General features: G+C 41.0%; 16 protein-coding genes. All 16 read right to left on the reverse strand.

Annotated features, from left to right (window positions below):
• On the reverse strand, positions 1 to 1,810 hold a 1,810-nt coding region (locus HP456_RS09670; RefSeq protein WP_172250435.1), incomplete at its 3' end, for a transglutaminase TgpA family protein.
• Complete coding sequence (locus tag HP456_RS09675) at positions 1,807 to 3,024, reverse strand: DUF58 domain-containing protein (protein WP_172250437.1); 1,218 nt, start codon at positions 3,022 to 3,024, stop codon at positions 1,807 to 1,809. The genes HP456_RS09675 and HP456_RS09670, both read right to left, overlap by 4 nt.
• Position 3,025: 1 nt before the next feature.
• Positions 3,026 to 3,982, reverse strand: a complete 957-nt coding sequence (locus HP456_RS09680) for an AAA family ATPase (RefSeq protein WP_172250439.1) — start codon at positions 3,980 to 3,982, stop codon at positions 3,026 to 3,028.
• Between the two features lie 657 nt (positions 3,983 to 4,639).
• Positions 4,640 to 5,467: an NAD(+) synthase gene (gene nadE, locus HP456_RS09685; RefSeq protein ID WP_172250465.1), complete on the reverse strand. Its 828-nt coding sequence runs from the start codon at positions 5,465 to 5,467 to the stop codon at positions 4,640 to 4,642.
• A gap of 65 nt (positions 5,468 to 5,532) precedes the next feature.
• Positions 5,533 to 7,005, reverse strand: coding sequence for a nicotinate phosphoribosyltransferase (locus HP456_RS09690; protein ID WP_172250441.1), 1,473 nt, complete (start codon positions 7,003 to 7,005; stop codon positions 5,533 to 5,535).
• 369 nt (positions 7,006 to 7,374) lie between these two features.
• Positions 7,375 to 8,265 (reverse strand): sporulation protein, encoded by an 891-nt coding sequence (locus HP456_RS09695; RefSeq protein WP_172250443.1) that lies wholly within the window; start codon positions 8,263 to 8,265, stop codon positions 7,375 to 7,377.
• Positions 8,266 to 8,460: 195 nt separating this feature from the next.
• A complete protein-coding gene (locus HP456_RS09700) occupies positions 8,461 to 8,667 on the reverse strand; it encodes a hypothetical protein (RefSeq protein WP_172250445.1) in 207 nt (68 codons plus the stop codon).
• 23 nt (positions 8,668 to 8,690) lie between these two features.
• On the reverse strand, positions 8,691 to 9,377 hold the full coding sequence (locus HP456_RS09705) for a TadE/TadG family type IV pilus assembly protein (protein WP_172250447.1): 687 nt from the start codon (positions 9,375 to 9,377) through the stop codon (positions 8,691 to 8,693).
• Positions 9,367 to 9,774, reverse strand: a complete 408-nt coding sequence (locus HP456_RS09710; RefSeq protein ID WP_172250449.1) for a TadE/TadG family type IV pilus assembly protein — start codon at positions 9,772 to 9,774, stop codon at positions 9,367 to 9,369. The genes HP456_RS09705 and HP456_RS09710 overlap by 11 nt, the downstream gene beginning before the upstream one ends.
• A gap of 20 nt (positions 9,775 to 9,794) precedes the next feature.
• Positions 9,795 to 10,487, reverse strand: coding sequence for a hypothetical protein (locus HP456_RS09715; RefSeq protein ID WP_172250451.1), 693 nt, complete (start codon positions 10,485 to 10,487; stop codon positions 9,795 to 9,797).
• An 11-nt stretch (positions 10,488 to 10,498) separates the two neighbouring features.
• Positions 10,499 to 11,308 carry a hypothetical protein gene (locus HP456_RS09720; RefSeq protein ID WP_172250453.1) on the reverse strand — a complete coding sequence of 270 codons (810 nt, stop codon included), beginning with the start codon at positions 11,306 to 11,308 and terminating at the stop codon, positions 10,499 to 10,501.
• A 72-nt stretch (positions 11,309 to 11,380) separates the two neighbouring features.
• Positions 11,381 to 12,709 carry a hypothetical protein gene (locus tag HP456_RS09725; RefSeq protein WP_172250455.1) on the reverse strand — a complete coding sequence of 443 codons (1,329 nt, stop codon included), beginning with the start codon at positions 12,707 to 12,709 and terminating at the stop codon, positions 11,381 to 11,383.
• Between the two features lie 90 nt (positions 12,710 to 12,799).
• The gene (locus tag HP456_RS09730) at positions 12,800 to 14,179 is read right to left on the reverse strand and encodes a VWA domain-containing protein (protein ID WP_246288916.1); all 1,380 of its coding nucleotides are present in this window, start codon (positions 14,177 to 14,179) and stop codon (positions 12,800 to 12,802) included.
• Positions 14,180 to 14,216: 37 nt separating this feature from the next.
• Complete coding sequence (locus HP456_RS09735) at positions 14,217 to 14,441, reverse strand: hypothetical protein (protein WP_172250459.1); 225 nt, start codon at positions 14,439 to 14,441, stop codon at positions 14,217 to 14,219.
• Positions 14,442 to 14,458: 17 nt separating this feature from the next.
• Positions 14,459 to 15,397: a type II secretion system F family protein gene (locus HP456_RS09740; protein ID WP_172250461.1), complete on the reverse strand. Its 939-nt coding sequence runs from the start codon at positions 15,395 to 15,397 to the stop codon at positions 14,459 to 14,461.
• Positions 15,398 to 15,400: 3 nt separating this feature from the next.
• A partial coding sequence (locus HP456_RS09745; protein ID WP_172250463.1) for a type II secretion system F family protein occupies positions 15,401 to 16,157 on the reverse strand: 757 nt, incomplete at its 5' end.

The following is a 16,157-nucleotide window of genomic DNA, read 5'->3' on the forward strand; positions in this document are numbered from 1 at the left end:
CCCAGAAATCTTCAAAGGAGAACCCACCGCTTGCCGATTCTTCTTCTTGTGGTGCTAACGGCTTTTTAGGCGTTTCTTCTTTCTCCGGTAATGGTGCCTGGTCTTCCTCGGGATCTTCACGCTCTAAATCATACTCATAGGCAATGTTGTTGCTGAACCCGACTGTCGGCTCGAACGGAACCCAGCCAACTTCAGGAAAGAACACTTCCACCCATGAATGGGCATTATTATTAGACACTTCATAGAGCCGGTTTTGAGAATCGGCTTGACGGGTGTACTCCCCTTCTGTGTATCCCTTCACCCATCGTGCAGGAATCCCCAGCGACCTTACCATGACAACCATCGAAGTCGAGAAGTTATCACAATACCCTCTTTGGGTTTCAAACAGGAACTGATCAACGTAGTCCTGACCTTCTTCAGGAACAGGAACATCAAATTGATCGTAAACAAATGCCTCTTTCTCAAAGTAGCCTTCGATGGCACGCACTTTCTCATACCAATCTTCTTCGTCCTGAGTAATTTCAACAGCTAAATCTTTTACCCTCTGTGGTGTCGAAGAAGGAATTTGCGTATACCTGTCCACGAATTCAGGCACCTGCATGGCTTCCTGTTCAGCATTTGCCGCCCTCATTCCTTTTTGGGAATATGATGGTGAGCGATAAGAGAGTGCATACTCCTCTAATTTTACCGGGTCACCTGAATCATCAAGGCTCCTGATTTTCTCGTTCACCGGCATAAATTCAAAGGAGCCTTCTTCATTCCCCGTAACCTTTTCAACTCCGTAAGGGTACACAACATGTGAATACCCCTTTTCCACCATGACTTTTTCAGTTTGAAGCTCTCGTTCTTCGTTTTTAGGAGTGAGAGCAATCGGCAGCTCTTCATCCGAACGGAAAGGCATCCCGGGATCCTCTTCCATCGATTGCTCCCATCCTTTTCCGGTATACAAATCTTTCGTTTCGATTCTCCAATAATGTTCCCTGGTCACTTCAGCCGTGAAAACAACGGTCGGATCACCGATGAATGGTCCGCCAAGCTTGGAATCGTCCGTATCATATCCAAGCTTATTTACACCGCTTAATCCCCCGGATCCCTCGGCAAAGGATTTAATATACGGAACGGGATCCGGCCAGATCGGTTCGGCTTTAGGAGCGGCAAATGCCACAATCGAACTGACACCGAGCATCACCGTAAGCGGAACAATCCACCGGTGTCTGCTCATCCTAGCCCCAAGCAGCTTTTCACCTTGAATCAATCGTTCAAGCGCGAGCAGCCCCATCAGCAGGAAGCCGAATATAACCACGCGGATAATCGCTGAATCACCTTCATACTCCGTAAACGTATCCATGACACTGATATACGTTACCGTCATCACATAGAAAAGCAAAATCGCCTTCCTGACTGACAACCAGTAATAAATCAGATACGTCATCAGCCATAACAGGATGAAGAATAACAAGCTCCGAAAGACGAACGATAAGTTTGACCAATCCCTTCCGATCGTCAAACCTACATTAAGCCATAAATCTTTAACGAGCTCTTTCATCCACGAAAGATCAAGCAGGGACCCTTCAAAATAGAGAGCATGTAAAGACACCAGGATCAGAACGGCTTTCACCGTTCCGGACAGCAGATAATGCACCCTGAAATACGATAACGTCAGGGACAACGCGATAAATATGATAAAAAACGTTAAATCGCCTGTATTGGTAACAACTCTTAAAGGTTTCAGCCATTCCCACAGGAGCAGGAACCCGAACAAATAGATCAGAATGGAATAAAATACATTGGTCGAAGCTTTTCCCCTCATGCTCGCTTCACCTCCGTAAAGGCAGATGAGAAATCCCCTTCATAGCAAACTTTCAGCCAGATCCCGCGGGAAGCTGCATAGGCTTTCAATGATTTTTCCTCCGAAGTATAAGTCTCGCCTTTTGACTTAATCAAGAAAATAACGACTGAACTGTTCCGTTTCGAATAATTATTGACGCTCATAATCATTTTTTTGGAAACGGAAGCCGTTATGAAAAAGACAGCTGCAGATTGTAAGTAATTAAGCCCTTCCCCCTGCAGGATTTTGCCCAGAGCAAACTGACTGTCGGGCTGGACCTTTGCCAAGTGATGGTAGAGCTGTCCCTGATGCTCCTCTCCTCCTCTGATGGCAAATGACTGATGCTCTTTCCCGATCGAAACCAATCCTACCTGCGCTCCTTTTTTAATAATGGAACGTATGACGGAGGCGGTAAATGTGACCATCGGTTCAAAGGCAGAGGAATACTCACGGTCAAGTACGATGAGCACATCATGGGACTGCCGTTCTTCAAATTCCTTCGTCATCAATTCATTGGTGCGGGCAAAGGACTTCCAGTGGATCCAGGAAAAGCGGTCTCCCGGCTGATACGAGCGGACACCCGTTGCCATCGTCGTATCCTTCTGGATCTTCACATTGGAGGAAGTCATCCCCTGATCATAACGATTCTCGAGCGGCCTGTATTGAACATCGACGAACGATGGATAGACAAGGAGCTGATCCTTGCAATCAATGACGGCATCTTTCTCAAATACCCCGAAGAAATCTCCCGTTTTAAGACGTACTGCAGAGTAGATATGTTCACCGCGCGGAAGCTCGTCTATGTAATAGGACAGCTTCATTTCCCTTCTGAAACCGGGATAGATCATCGATTTCGCTTTATGAAAGGAAGACTGCTGAAAGAGTGAATCTGTCACGACGTCTTCAAGTACCATATAAAACAGAGGAAACGGCACCCTTCTCCTGAGCGTCAATGTCACCTTCAGCTCATCTCCCGCTTTATATTCAGCTGATTCGAATCTTCTTTCCACATAAAAGTCGGAAAGCGGATAAATAAAGACCAGCACTGAATACAAAGCAAACGGAAGAAAGCTGTAAAACAAAAACCAGCTGACAAACCCGCCCTGAAACATGGCATAGATAAAGGTGATGGCAATCAATAGAAGGAGAAGCAGCAGCTTGCCGATTTTCTTTACTACTTGAAATTTGGTCTTCATGCTATCTCACAAGCCTTTGTACCGGTACAGGGATGCGCGCCATCACTCTCTCTACCACTTCTTCCGGCGTAATGCCTTCGTAACGGGCTTCCGATTTCATGATGATCCTGTGCGCAAATACAAACGGGGCAAGGAATTGTACGTCATCAGGAACCACATAGCCTCTCCCTCTTAAGAACGCATACGCCTGACACGCCTTCATCAAAGCAATCGATCCCCTCGGACTGGCGCCCAAATAGACATTCGCATGGATTCTTGTTCGCCCGGCAATGTCCACAATGTATTTCTTAATCGTGTCATCCACCAATATTTCCTTCACTTCCTCTTGAAGTTGGCGAAGCTCCTCCAAAGTCATAACCGGCTCCAATTCATCAATCGGAGGATTCTTCTGTGCACGGTGCAGTACCTCCATCTCTTCAGCAGGTTCCGGGTACCCCATCTTCATTTTCAGAAGAAAACGGTCAAGCTGAGCTTCCGGAAGCGGATATGTCCCTTCGTATTCAATCGGATTCTGTGTAGCCATAACGAAAAACGGCTTATCAAGCTTCCGCGTATTACCGTCGATTGTCACACTCCCTTCCTCCATCCCTTCAAGCAGAGCAGATTGCGTCTTCGGCGATGTACGGTTGATTTCATCCGCTAATATGATATTCCCCATGATCGGTCCAGGCCTGAAATTGAACTCCATCTCTTTCGGATTATAAATGGACACCCCGATCACATCCGACGGCAGCAGGTCCGGCGTAAACTGTATTCGCTTAAAGCTCGCCCCGACAGACTTCGCAAGCGCCCTGACCATCATTGTCTTCCCGACGCCGGGCACGTCTTCAAGCAGTACATGACCGCCGGCCAATAATGACACCACGCTCAGTTCCGCTACTTTTCTCTTCCCGATCATGACCTTCTCTATATTTTCAACGACATTTTGCAGTTTCGGATTTAGTACTTCTTGCGTCATATGACCCCTCCTGAATCCCTTTTAAATGAATATTTTTCTCTCTAACTAATAATACTTTCGTTTCAAATTCCAGAAATCCTCCATTTTCGCGAAAAAATAATACGAATTTTTAGGAAATTTGTCATATCATCTGCTTACTTTCTATTTTCTTCATCCAGTGGAAACCAGCCGCCGGCTGAAAAGCGGAAATCACCCTATCCAAGGTTTGGATTTACCGATATAATCATTTAATTTTTTGTCCAACACCTTTTAAAAACAGGTCCTGCTTCTGCTAATTAACATTTTTACCCAATTCATCGATAAACCATTAAACAAATGCAAATAAAAAAAGAGACTGGGACAAAACTAATGACCACGACATAAAGACGAACAATTTCAGCGTATGTTCATAATACCGCTAATGATTTCCGTTCAAGACTTCGCTTTCCGCGGGCGGCCGGTGAGCCTCCTCGTCGCATACGCTCCTGTAGGGTCTCACCTGTCTCGCTTTTCCCGCAGGAGTCTTCGTCTTGCACTCCAATCAACCGCTGGAAAGTGCTAAAACTTAAGTGTACATTGAACAAAATAATAACCCGAACTAATTTGCCAGTTAGAAGGCAATTTAGTTCGGGTTTTACTTAGTCTATAACACTTTTGTCCCAGCCTCTTTCCTAAGTCTTATTTCCAAAAGTCATCAAACACCGTAATCGGCAGATTTCGTTTGTGCTGCGATCTCAAGTAGTGCTTCTCGATTGTTTCCATTGCTTCTTGAGGTATTTCTTTTCCTTCAAGGAAATCATCAATTTGATCATACGTCACACCCAGAGCTACTTCATCCGGAATCAACGGTTTGTTCTCTTCCAGATCAGCTGTCGGCTTTTTATTGTATAGATGCTCCGGACATCCAAGCTCTTTCAGCATCGCCTTCCCCTGGCGTTTGTTCAGGCGGAAAAGCGGTACAAGGTCTGCTGCCCCGTCACCAAATTTCGTGTAGAAGCCCGTGACCGCTTCTGCTGAATGATCCGTTCCAAGCACGACTCCGCTCTTCATCGCGGCAATCGCAAATTGAACCTTCATTCGCTCGCGTGCTTTTTCATTCCCTTTAACGAAATCAGACATCTCGATACCGGCTTTTTTCAATGTGGAGTAACTCGCATCCACCGCAGCCTGAATATTTACTGTCATCGAAACAGATGGATTGATGAACTCAACGGCATCTATTGCATCCTGAGCATCTCCCTGTTCACCATACGGAAGGCGCACCCCGTAGAAATTGTATTCATCCGAACCCGTTTCTTCATTCATTTCATTAACAGCCATCTGCGCAAGTTTTCCTAAGAGAGTCGAGTCCTGACCGCCGGAAATACCCAGCACCAGACTCTTTAAAAACGAATGCTTCTTCAAGTAGCTTTTCATGAAATCGATGCTTCGGCGTATTTCTTCTTTAGAATCAATATTTGGCGTAACCATCATTTCTTCCACAATCTGTTTCTGAAGAGAATCCATCATCTCACACTCCATGTTAGGTTTTGTTACATCATAGTATACCTGTTTATCTTACCCATTCACAACTATATCCTGCCGGAATTGAATCTTTCCTTAACTTCCGCTTTCACCTTCTGAATCAGATTCATCTTATTCGTCCAGCACTCATCACTAAGATCAACCGGGTATTCTTCCGGGTTCATTGAACGCTTGTATTCATCCCATAAAAGCTCAAGATTGTCATTGACGAATTCTCTCATCACCTGCAGGGAAGGAGTTTCATACACCAACTCACCATCCCTGAACACATCAACATGTAATTCCCTGGCTTCAAAATTGGTCACAAACTTGCTGATATATGTGTGAACCGGGTGGAACATCTTCAATCGATCTTCCTCTTGGGGGTTTTCATGTTCAAGTGTGATATAATCCCCCTCTGATTTATGATTAACCTGATTGATGATGCGGTAAACCTTTTTCAACCCCGGAGTAGAAACTTTTTCAGCATTACTGGAAATCTTAATGGAATCCTCCATCTCGCCTTTTTCGTTTTCGATGGAAGCAAGCTTGTACACAGCACCGAGCGCAGGCTGGTCATAGGCAGTGATGAGCTTCGTACCGACTCCCCATACATCGATCTGCGCCCCTTGCGCTTTCAAATTCAGTATCGTATATTCATCTAAATCATTCGAAGCTATGATTTTCGTTTCAGTAAAACCTGCCTCGTCAAGCATTTTACGGGCTTTCTTTGATAAGTAAGCCATATCACCGCTGTCGAGGCGGATGCCCTTAAAGTTGATTTTATCTGCAAGCTCTTTCGCCACCTTGATCGCAGCCGGAATCCCTGATTTCAATGTGTCGTATGTGTCCACCAGAAACACGCAATCCTTATGGCTCTCCGCATACTTATGAAAAGCCGTATAATCATCCTGATAAGCTTGAACGAGCGAATGGGCATGCGTCCCCGAAACCGGCATTCCGAATATTTTCCCAGCACGCACATTGCTCGTGGCATCGAATCCGCCGATGAAAGCAGCACGCGTTCCCCAAATGGCCGCATCCAGCTCATGAGCACGGCGGGTACCGAATTCCATCACCACTTCATCATGAACCACCTGCTTGATCCGGTTCGCTTTCGTCGCAATCAATGTTTGATAGTTAATGATATTCAGAATCGCCGTCTCGAGAAGCTGCGCCTGAGCAAGCGGTGCTTCAATTCTCAACAAAGGCTCATTCGCAAATGCCAGCTCCCCCTCCCGCATGGAACGAATCGTACCAGTAAATCGAAGATCCTTTAAATATTGGAGAAACTCTTCCTCATATCCGAGCTCTCTTAAATACTCAATATCACTATCACTGAAATGAATATTTTTCACATACTCAATCACACGTTCAAGACCGGCAAATACTGCATATCCATTCCCAAAAGGCAGCTTTCGAAAGAACACCTCAAAAACAGCCTTTCGATTATGAAAATCATCATCCCAGTAGGCCTTCGTCATATTGATTTGATATAGATCTGTATGTAAAGCTAAACTATCATCTGTGTAATGTGTCATGGTTACTCTCCTTTTACATTCCAACCGTTAGTCAATAAAGCCATTGTTTCTATTCTATCCAATTATAGCGGTTTTTCCGAATGATTTGGTTGGTAAGTAACTGAAAGTACAATACTTCCTTTTAAACTGCAGGGTTTTGCTAAACACCGCGGTTGATTGCCGTTCAAGACTTCGCTTTCAGCGGGCGGTTAGAGAGTGTCTTCGTCGCTAAAGCTCCTGTGGATCAGATAAGCGGAGGAGTTTTGCACAGGCGCAGGTCTCACATTGGACACTTCACCAGCAGAGTCTGCGTTTTGAACTCTCATCAATGGCTGAGACAAGTTATATATCACAATAAGCTTAATAGAGATTTTTTAAACAAACGTTTGATTAAAATCGTAATTCTTCCGGCACTTCGGTGTTTGTCAGAAGATCCATCAACTTGTTTTTGATTGACTCAGATCCCTCAAGGTCCCCGGCAGTGAAAGATAATTTGTGAATTCTTTCATCACGGTCACTTTCCATAATGGCAGCACGCTTAAAATAACCTCCAAGTTCTTTTGGAACCATAAATTGAAGCTCAACGTATAGATCCATCCCTTCTTCTTTAATATCGTAAATAAACTCAACTTCGCGGTATTTATCGCGGAATTCTTCAGGAGGGAAATACTCGATTTCGTGAGCTACCGGCACTTGCCTGCTTGAAAGCATCGGATAAAGCGGGTGATTCAGGACCTTTTTATCAATGACCCATTTAGGCTTGAAGCCTGGATAGTGAATGACTTCTTCTCTATTTGTTTTCACAAAGCCCAATTCCTCTGTCACGATTTTATTTACATATGCAAGAAGCGGATGTTCATTAATCTCGATGAAATCCATGTCCCTCGGGTCCAACTTATAAGGCAGATCGATGTCCGTCTGTATCCAGCATTTTCTCTTCCCTGCACTTTTCGGGGTATAATAAGGAACCTTCAGTTCAAAGGGCAATACCAGCACGTTCTCATCCTTTTGCTCCTCTGACAACCTCATTTCAGTGGTGAGCAAGGAAAGATTCGCAACCGTGTCATCCGAAAACGGAAACTGCTGCATCAGGGAAACCCTCACCTTTTCAACCTCTTTAAATCCTTTTTTACTAGAAAGCCGAACTTCTCCAAAAAGCGTGTCACCAGGTGTAACCTGCTCTTCAGTCAACACTGTATCGACCTTGACGTGTCCGATGGTTCTTGTGATCGTTTTCTTGAATTTGGCGTTGCGCAGGGCTTTTTTGTGTTTGTTGAACATTGGGGTTTTCTCCTTTAATTCATTTAATTTTAATTAAATAGATTCCAACCTTTCATTGGCAGAATACCTTTTTCATAGAAGACTTTTTGAAGTATTGATGACGCTCAGCATTCTATTCACTCGAAAAAATCAACCCTAGTAAAATTATTTAAATTGGAAGCCAATATTAAAGAAAAAGAGCTTGAACATATATATTCAAGCTCCCGTATTTTCCTTCATCTGAATCTGATGTAAATGATTTTTTCTCATATATGGCAATGCTATTCCCACTACTACAGCAGTCAGAGGAAGTCCGCCATCTCCTGCCAGCCATTCAATTATTGACACCGGCACATATATTGCATAGAAAAAGATCATTAAGAATAAGTAAAATCTTCTCCAGCGTTTTTCTTTTTTGGACATCGTTTCCTCTCCCGTCATGAATATCAATCAAGTGATCTTTCAATCTTTACATCAAACTTACTTAATTCAGTAAGGAAATCAACTTTGGGTCCTCCGGCCGTTTGAAAGAGGTCTTCTTTTAGATCTGTAAAGAACCCTTTAAATGATGTTCCTTCTACCGTATTGGACGCGCGTACAAATACCTGGCCATCGTCAACGACAAGAGTAGCACCAGATAGATTCCCATTGTTTTGGATAATCGTCGTTTGCGCTTGGGCTTCCATCTCTTTTATGGTTTCATAAAGTTCAATATTCAACATATCATGAAGTTGATCCTTACCCACCCCTCGCTGCAACTCTTCTGTAAGGACAATATCCAATGCTTCCAGTTCAATTTCATTGTCAGAATAATCATCATAACTTGAATCTGATTGAAGCTCGAATTCTTTCTTTTGAATTTTTTTGCCAATCGATTCCGGAAGTTTATCAACCGTACCTATAAGAGCTGCTTCATAGTCATTAATTACTTCATCAACCTGAGAGTAAAGTACTGAAGTAGCTGCTAAGCTCGCTTGCTGGGCAGTCGTATTCGCTTCTTCTTTTACAGCAAATATTTTTGAAAGATTAAAAACAAATATGAATAATACCATCATAATGCTGAGAAGCCCAATCATAAGAATTGCCGCATTCCCTCTGTCCTGCCGTACAATATCTATTACTCTAGCTTTCATTCTTAATCACCTTACCAGTGGCCTTTGAAGTGTATGAGATAGTAGGTGTAGTGTTACCTGGCATGATTTCTTCAGGAAGAAACACTAAGTCTATCGAAACGCTGATATTTGCTGTAAAGTCCTTCTGGGACATTCCGGATGCTCCATTGAAAGTAAGGTAAGATCCACCGGCAGCTACAATGTTTTGAGCCGCCTGAGAAGCTTCTGAGGAGTTCTCAGTTATAGAATATACCTTAGCTGCTTCATTTGCTGCAGATTGAGCAACCACTACAGCTTGGACACTTACGATTAGCTGCCAGGCAATCATTACGACTACAAGAACCAGGGGGAGAATACCTAAAAATTCAATCGTAGATGAACCTTTTTCACTTTTTAGTTTTTCCATTATTCTTTTCATTTGTTTTTACCCCATTCCGACTACACTAGCTTTCTTAATCCGGCTCTCCATTTCAGCGTATAAGTGGTTAATAAAACTAAGAAGATTGGATAAAAAATCATATTTGTAATCATCTGGACACCTGCAATGGCAGCATATGATGATGTTATCCTTAAGACTAAACCGTTTAGGATTATTCCCAGTACCATTTCGAAAATGCCCCAAAAAGAAATCAGTAGAATGATCTTTATGAATTTCTTCTTAAATAATAATCCCGCCTCTTTAATTGATTTCCATACTGATTTGTTATCGACGATTGCGATTATAGGAGCAGTGATAAATACAGAAAGAACGATTATCCCAGGTATGATAAATAAGGCGAACCCAAAAACTGCAAGTACACTAATCAGGCAGGCAAAAACAAAGATAGGGAATCCTTGTACAACAAACGTGTAGAAGGCATTCTTTAAAGAATCTTCTCTTCCCTCTAGTTCGTTGAATGTATATTTCACAAATGGAACTTGAGCATAAATAAAGATTAATATCGTAAATAATGCATAATAAATGTCTGCGACCGAATAGATTGTTCCTAAATTCGGAGTTATGGCATATATATAGTTAGTAACGAGAGAGTGCAGCAACAGTAAGGGTAATTGCACACATAAAATTATCAGTAATATTTTTTCGAACCTTTCCCCGATGAATGAGAAAGTGTATCTTATTGGTTTATCCATGGTTTCTCACCTCAGGGTTTTGGATAGCGTAAATCTTTTTTATAATGAGAAAGTTTTTCCTCTCCCAGCCTTTTAAATCTCTTTATAGAGTGTTCAACAAACTCTCTTTCTGACAAACCTGCGTGCTCTTTTTCGAACCCTAATGAATTTATACTTCTCTTTGTGGTATTTATTTCGCTAGTCAATTCTTTGAAAACGTTCATGTCATATTCTGAAAGTTTTTTATCTAGTTTTAATTCTTTCATTTTTTTGTACAAATCTGTTAATGTCTCAAAGTTATCAATTAGCTCTTTACCTTGAAGGTATTGAATACGGTTTACATACGAAAGAGTCTTCCATAAAGTGTGCAACTCTTCTTCATCTATTCTATTAGTGGTTAAAATATCATTATCATAATGACGAGTGTATTCAGTTAGGTGCCGCTGTAAATCTTTCAAGAGCATTTCAAGGTTCGTAAGTAAATTTATACTTTCACTCAATTTTTCATTAACTTCCGCATGACTTTGGTAATCCTGAATAACCCTCTTTATATTCAAAAATGTTTCCGGTTTTAATTTCATTTTCGATTCTTCTATCTCAAAAAAACGATTAACATAGACATTAAAAATGATTAACCTTTCAAAAGCATTTAAAGCATCTGTTTTCTTAAATCCAGATTCTGATATTACAGCATATCCTTTAAATTTCTCGCCTTTTTGATAGATTACTAAGTAATAAGGAATGTTATTAACTGTGTAACTATATGGATTCAACATTACATTATTTTCAAGAAATTTTTTATGTTTATTTGCTTCCTTCTTTAAGATGTTCACATTCATCATATAACTTCCTTTATGGTTAGATTATAAAAAGAAGGGGAGAAGAGTCAATCTCCCCTTCTTTTTACCATAGATTTAACTAAACCATCCTTTTATTTTACTTATCCCCTTACCAATAGCTTTCGCTGTGTTTTCAACAGGATTTTTCGCGAACTTTTTGATTCCACTCCAATTATCAGCCACTAGCTTAGTTAATTTGGAAGCCCCCCATATTGCAGCTCCCCCTGCAATCATAACGGCACCTGCTGCCTGCCCTCCCGGAATTGCAGCTGTAACTACTCCCGCGTTCATCATCAGATCTCCAAAACTACTTGTCGCTTCAGCTACCGCAGAAACTTTTTGATTGCCAGCTACATCAGAATTTAATACTTCATAGGCTTTTACACCATTAAACCCTAATTCAAAAGCTGAGTATCCAGCACCTACAGCAGCAGTAGCAACGTTTAGTTTAGATATCGAACCAACTTTTGATAAGTTTGATAATAAATCAGCATTATCAGCTAAGTTTAATGCTCCTCTACTTGCTCCACCATTCTGAGCCAGTGTCGCAGCATCTTTGATTAACTTATAATCTTTAGCAGCCCCTATGGCATCAACTGTTTTAAGAACACCATCATGAGCATCAGCAACTCCATTAATAAACCATGGTGTTTTGTCACCTAATCCTACTTTCACTCCATTTAACATAAGTGAGGAAAAGAAGGTGGCATTTGGTCTGAAGCCATTTGGATTAGCCTCAAAATCAAAATTCATAAAATCACTGACTAAGTTAACCTGTCCGCCAATGATATCATTCGAAATATACTTTGCAACCTCATATCCCAACGGCAGTTTTACGTCTGTTGGACTTCCCTCAAATGAACTCCCCTCAGTACCATTGCCTGCGGTTGTACTACCTTCAAAAGCATTTCCGCTAGTGCCATTTCCGGCAAAGGGATTACCATTGGTTCCATTTCCTGAAAATGGATTTCCGTTTGTTCCATTACCCGAAAATGGATCTCCAGTTGTTCCATTCCCGGTAAACGGGCTCCCTTCAAAACCATTTGGTGTCCAACCATTATTTAGCCAAGGATCCATATACCAGGGAGCATTTGTCCATTGATATCCTTCCCACGATTGTCCGTTTGTCCCTTGTCCGCTCGTGCCTTGACCTTCTGTCCCGTTTCCTTCCCAATCATTTCCGTTTGTTGAATTACCTTCCCATGGATTGCCTTCCCAGGATTCACCTTCCCACTGAAGGTCTTTCCCATCCCATGGGGTACCTTTCCAATCTTGTCCTGTCCATGGATTCCCTTTCCATGGCTGGATCGTTGCACTTGCATAAATAGGAAAAGAAAATGATTGGAAAAGAACGATGAGTAGAGCGATTGTAACAACAACTTTACTTGTTATTTTTTCAAACATCGTTCTTAATTCCTTTCTGATTATAAGGCTTTATGCTTTACTCATCGATGTAATCTTATAATAGTGAATATCCGTGTTTCCACAGAGTCACTATTCCACTTGCTTGTTGTATTTTTTGTTTATCGATTCTTTTAATGATTCAATTCCTTTTTTGTTGGTTGTATTTAGATCATTAACAATTTCATCGTAAGCTTCATTAATAACTTCCAGGACTTCAGAGGATCTTTTTTTGAGCTCTTCTTCGTTATCTAAATTGATTTTATCCTGCTCTCTTAATAGAGTAAGTATTTCATTGATACGTATTATTTGATCCTCTTTAATAAAATTCCAGTCATTTGAATAGGTACTTATATCAAGCTTATTGTCCAGGTTTTGACTTTCAACATCGATTAAGGCATCCGCTTTCCAACTTTCCCAGCGCAATAATACTTCTTGAGCCCTTTCAAACTCATTTGTTAATTGTTCTTTATTTCCTACAGTTGTATAAATTCCGTTGGAGGAATCCGCTACACTCTTCAATTGTTTTTGAGCTTGTGAGTCTACATTGAATCCAATTACATTAATGATTGGAGAAACATTGGAGCCGGCAAATTCATCAGCAACTTTAACTGGATTTCCGTCACAAGTCTCAATTCCATCACTCACCAAGTAAATTAGATTAGTGTTTGTTTTTTGATCATATTTTTTAAACGATTCGAATGATTCTTTTAAGCTTTTTGCAATGGGTGTCCATCCACTAGGTTGAAATTGTTTAAGTGCTTTATTAAATGCGCCGGATTCATATTTTTCAAACCCATAAACTTGTTCAATACTCGAACAGGACTTTTGTTTATCTGAGTCATCTCCGGTACCTTTGTGACCATATACTCTTAAAGAAATATTCACTTCTTCAGGCAAACTCCCCACAAATTCATTTATAGCTTCTTTCGCTAACTGCAATTGGGTTTTGCCGTCCACTATTGCACCCATAGAGCCACTCGAATCTAATATGATCTCAACGTTATAGTTATCTTTAAATTGATATTTTGGATCATTTAGATCAGAACTTCCAAACATTGAAAATTCCCATTTTTTCACTAAGTCATCAGGATCTTGAAAATCATTTGCAGCTAATGAATACACATATTTGAAATATGTTTCATAATCTTGCTCTGATGGATTTTCAGGAAGCGGGGGAATCTCTTTAATTTCCTGCTTCACCTTTTCTGTGACACCTTCTTGGAAAACAGTTTGGTTTGCGTATTTTCCGGGTGTCTGTTTCACTACGTCCAAAGTATCCTCCGGAATCTCTGGTAGTTCATTAAAATAGTCACTATCACTAATTGAGTTATTTTGTTTTTCATCTTTCGGTTCTTCGACTTTTTCTTCATGAGTACTCTTTTGATTAGGTTCGCTAGTATTCTCTTTTTCACTGCACGCCGTTAAGAAGAGAAGAACAGTGAAGAAAAGTAAGATGGCTTTTTTTCTCATTAGCAACGTCTTTACCTCCAAACATGTACCTTCTCTATTATTGACCCCCGCCACCGATTTGGCCTATCATTGTTTTAATTTTATTTAGAACTGTTTTCCCAATTGAAGTATCGCCTGAGAATGCAGTAGAGATTACACCTACCATAATAACCACAACCGCGGCAATCCCAATCCACTCTAATGTCTGTGAACCTCTCTCATTACGAACCATACCTTCTACTTTAATTGAGCATTTCGTGTAAATTTCTGTAAGTTTCTTCATTGGTTAATTCCTCCATTTTATAAATTAAATAGTTTAAAAATACTGTTCTCACCATAAATCATATTAAGCAGCATCAAACCAGCAATCATAAGGATTGATACTGGCGCAACTACAAAAGTGGTCACTAGTGTAACCTTAGGTGAGGCTTTAGCTGCGAGCTCTTTCACTTGTTCTTCCCGGAACTGACGCATATCTTCAGCCTGAACCTTAAACGTTGTTGCTATCGGTACCCCCAGTTTAAGGCCTTGCAACAGGGACTTTATTAAACTCTGGAATTCAGGATTATCATTCCGGTTCAGTAAGTTCCGATAGGCCGTTTCCCTTTGTACTCCCAAATCAATTTCATGATTGAACCTTGAGAACTCTTCTTTGATCGGTCCTTCAAAGAAACGGATCACCTCCCTTAAAGCCTGGTCTAAGCTGACGCCAGCCTGCAAGCTGGTACTGATTGTATCCAGGAAATCAGGCAGGTCATGGCGGAGTGCTTCCTGACGCTTTTTTGCTTGACTTCGTACCAGTATAATTGGCAGGAAATATCCGATAATCGGATTAAAAATAATGGCGTATTGAGAAAAAGGAAGTCCAATTATCAGGGATAAAAAGCCCGTAATAAATCCGATTAAAAGGAGGACTATTTTTAATCCCTGAAACCTCTCAACAGTCAATCCATATTTGTTCCCTGACTTCTGAAGCCAGTCTTTCACATCATGATTTTCACTGAAAAAGTTAATTCTCTGACCTAGATCCGCAAACTCATCTGCATATTTGGTTAGTTTCTCAATTAAGCTGGTTTTGTTTTTCTTTCTATTTTCCTTATCAAATGCACTTACTTCTGTCACGTCGGAAACGTGCTCCAGCAGCATTCTTTTTTCTTTTATATAGACAGAGTAATGACGAAGCGCAATGACGAAAGTAATCCAGAATAAGATAATGGCTAAAATAATGATGGCATCCATAGGCTACACCTTTATATTTGTTATTTTTCTAATTAGAAAGAATGATAGTACGATTCCTGAGAGAAAAAGAGCAAGAATAATCATGCCGGGTACCGTCTTTAGAGAATCTGTGAATCCATCGATAATATTGTTCATCATGAGAACAATAAAGATTGGCATAGCAGGTACAATGATAGAAATATACCTTTGTTCCGAAGTCATTGTTTTTATGGTTTGATTGAGCACTTTGCGGTCTTCAAGGGTATTGGACATGGATTCAAGTGTTGTTGCTAAATTTCCGCCTGTTTTCTTTTGGATAAGAATCGTAGCAATAAACAACTGAAATTCCCTTGACTTATTTCTTATTTGCATTGATCTGAGTGCATTTTCCAATGGAACCCCCAGCTTTAATTCGTTTGCGATTCGTTTAAATTCCTCACCTGCAGGAGCCCCAACTTCCCTGGCAACCATTTCAATGCCCTGGTTTATCGTCAGGCCCGATCTTGCTCCATTCCCGAGCAGCCTGCAGATATCAGCCAGCTGGCTATTGAAGCGCTCTTCATACTTATTTTTCCTTAAGTAGAATAATAGAAAATGAGATGCAAATAAGATTGCCGGGACTAACAAGAGCGTGATATTGGCTGGTAATTTAAAGATGTTGAATAATAAAACAAACAATACTAATGCACCAAGAATATGGACTCCTAAATATTCAGATGGCAGCAAGGTAATATTAGAACTCTGAAGTTTTAGTGCAAGCGGCTTGGCTGTTTCTGAATGA

The organism is Bacillus haikouensis, from assembly GCF_013179555.1.
Taxonomy (GTDB): Bacteria; Bacillota; Bacilli; order Bacillales; family Bacillaceae_B; genus Rossellomorea; species Rossellomorea haikouensis_A.

What these genes read in the sequence shown, in the direction of transcription:
- HP456_RS09675 (WP_172250437.1), bottom strand. Translation starts at nt 3,024, where the DNA reads ATGAAGACCAAATTTCAAGTAGTAAAGAAAATCGGCAAGCTGCTGCTT.
- HP456_RS09680 (WP_172250439.1), bottom strand. Translation starts at nt 3,982, where the DNA reads ATGACGCAAGAAGTACTAAATCCGAAACTGCAAAATGTCGTTGAAAAT.
- nadE (WP_172250465.1), bottom strand. Translation starts at nt 5,467, where the DNA reads ATGGATTCTCTTCAGAAACAGATTGTGGAAGAAATGATGGTTACGCCA.
- HP456_RS09690 (WP_172250441.1), bottom strand. Translation starts at nt 7,005, where the DNA reads ATGACACATTACACAGATGATAGTTTAGCTTTACATACAGATCTATAT.
- HP456_RS09695 (WP_172250443.1), bottom strand. Translation starts at nt 8,265, where the DNA reads ATGTTCAACAAACACAAAAAAGCCCTGCGCAACGCCAAATTCAAGAAA.
- HP456_RS09700 (WP_172250445.1), bottom strand. Translation starts at nt 8,667, where the DNA reads ATGTCCAAAAAAGAAAAACGCTGGAGAAGATTTTACTTATTCTTAATG.
- HP456_RS09705 (WP_172250447.1), bottom strand. Translation starts at nt 9,377, where the DNA reads ATGAAAGCTAGAGTAATAGATATTGTACGGCAGGACAGAGGGAATGCG.
- HP456_RS09710 (WP_172250449.1), bottom strand. Translation starts at nt 9,774, where the DNA reads ATGAAAAGAATAATGGAAAAACTAAAAAGTGAAAAAGGTTCATCTACG.
- HP456_RS09715 (WP_172250451.1), bottom strand. Translation starts at nt 10,487, where the DNA reads ATGGATAAACCAATAAGATACACTTTCTCATTCATCGGGGAAAGGTTC.
- HP456_RS09720 (WP_172250453.1), bottom strand. Translation starts at nt 11,308, where the DNA reads ATGATGAATGTGAACATCTTAAAGAAGGAAGCAAATAAACATAAAAAA.
- HP456_RS09725 (WP_172250455.1), bottom strand. Translation starts at nt 12,709, where the DNA reads ATGTTTGAAAAAATAACAAGTAAAGTTGTTGTTACAATCGCTCTACTC.
- HP456_RS09730 (WP_246288916.1), bottom strand. Translation starts at nt 14,179, where the DNA reads ATGAGAAAAAAAGCCATCTTACTTTTCTTCACTGTTCTTCTCTTCTTA.
- HP456_RS09735 (WP_172250459.1), bottom strand. Translation starts at nt 14,441, where the DNA reads ATGAAGAAACTTACAGAAATTTACACGAAATGCTCAATTAAAGTAGAA.
- HP456_RS09740 (WP_172250461.1), bottom strand. Translation starts at nt 15,397, where the DNA reads ATGGATGCCATCATTATTTTAGCCATTATCTTATTCTGGATTACTTTC.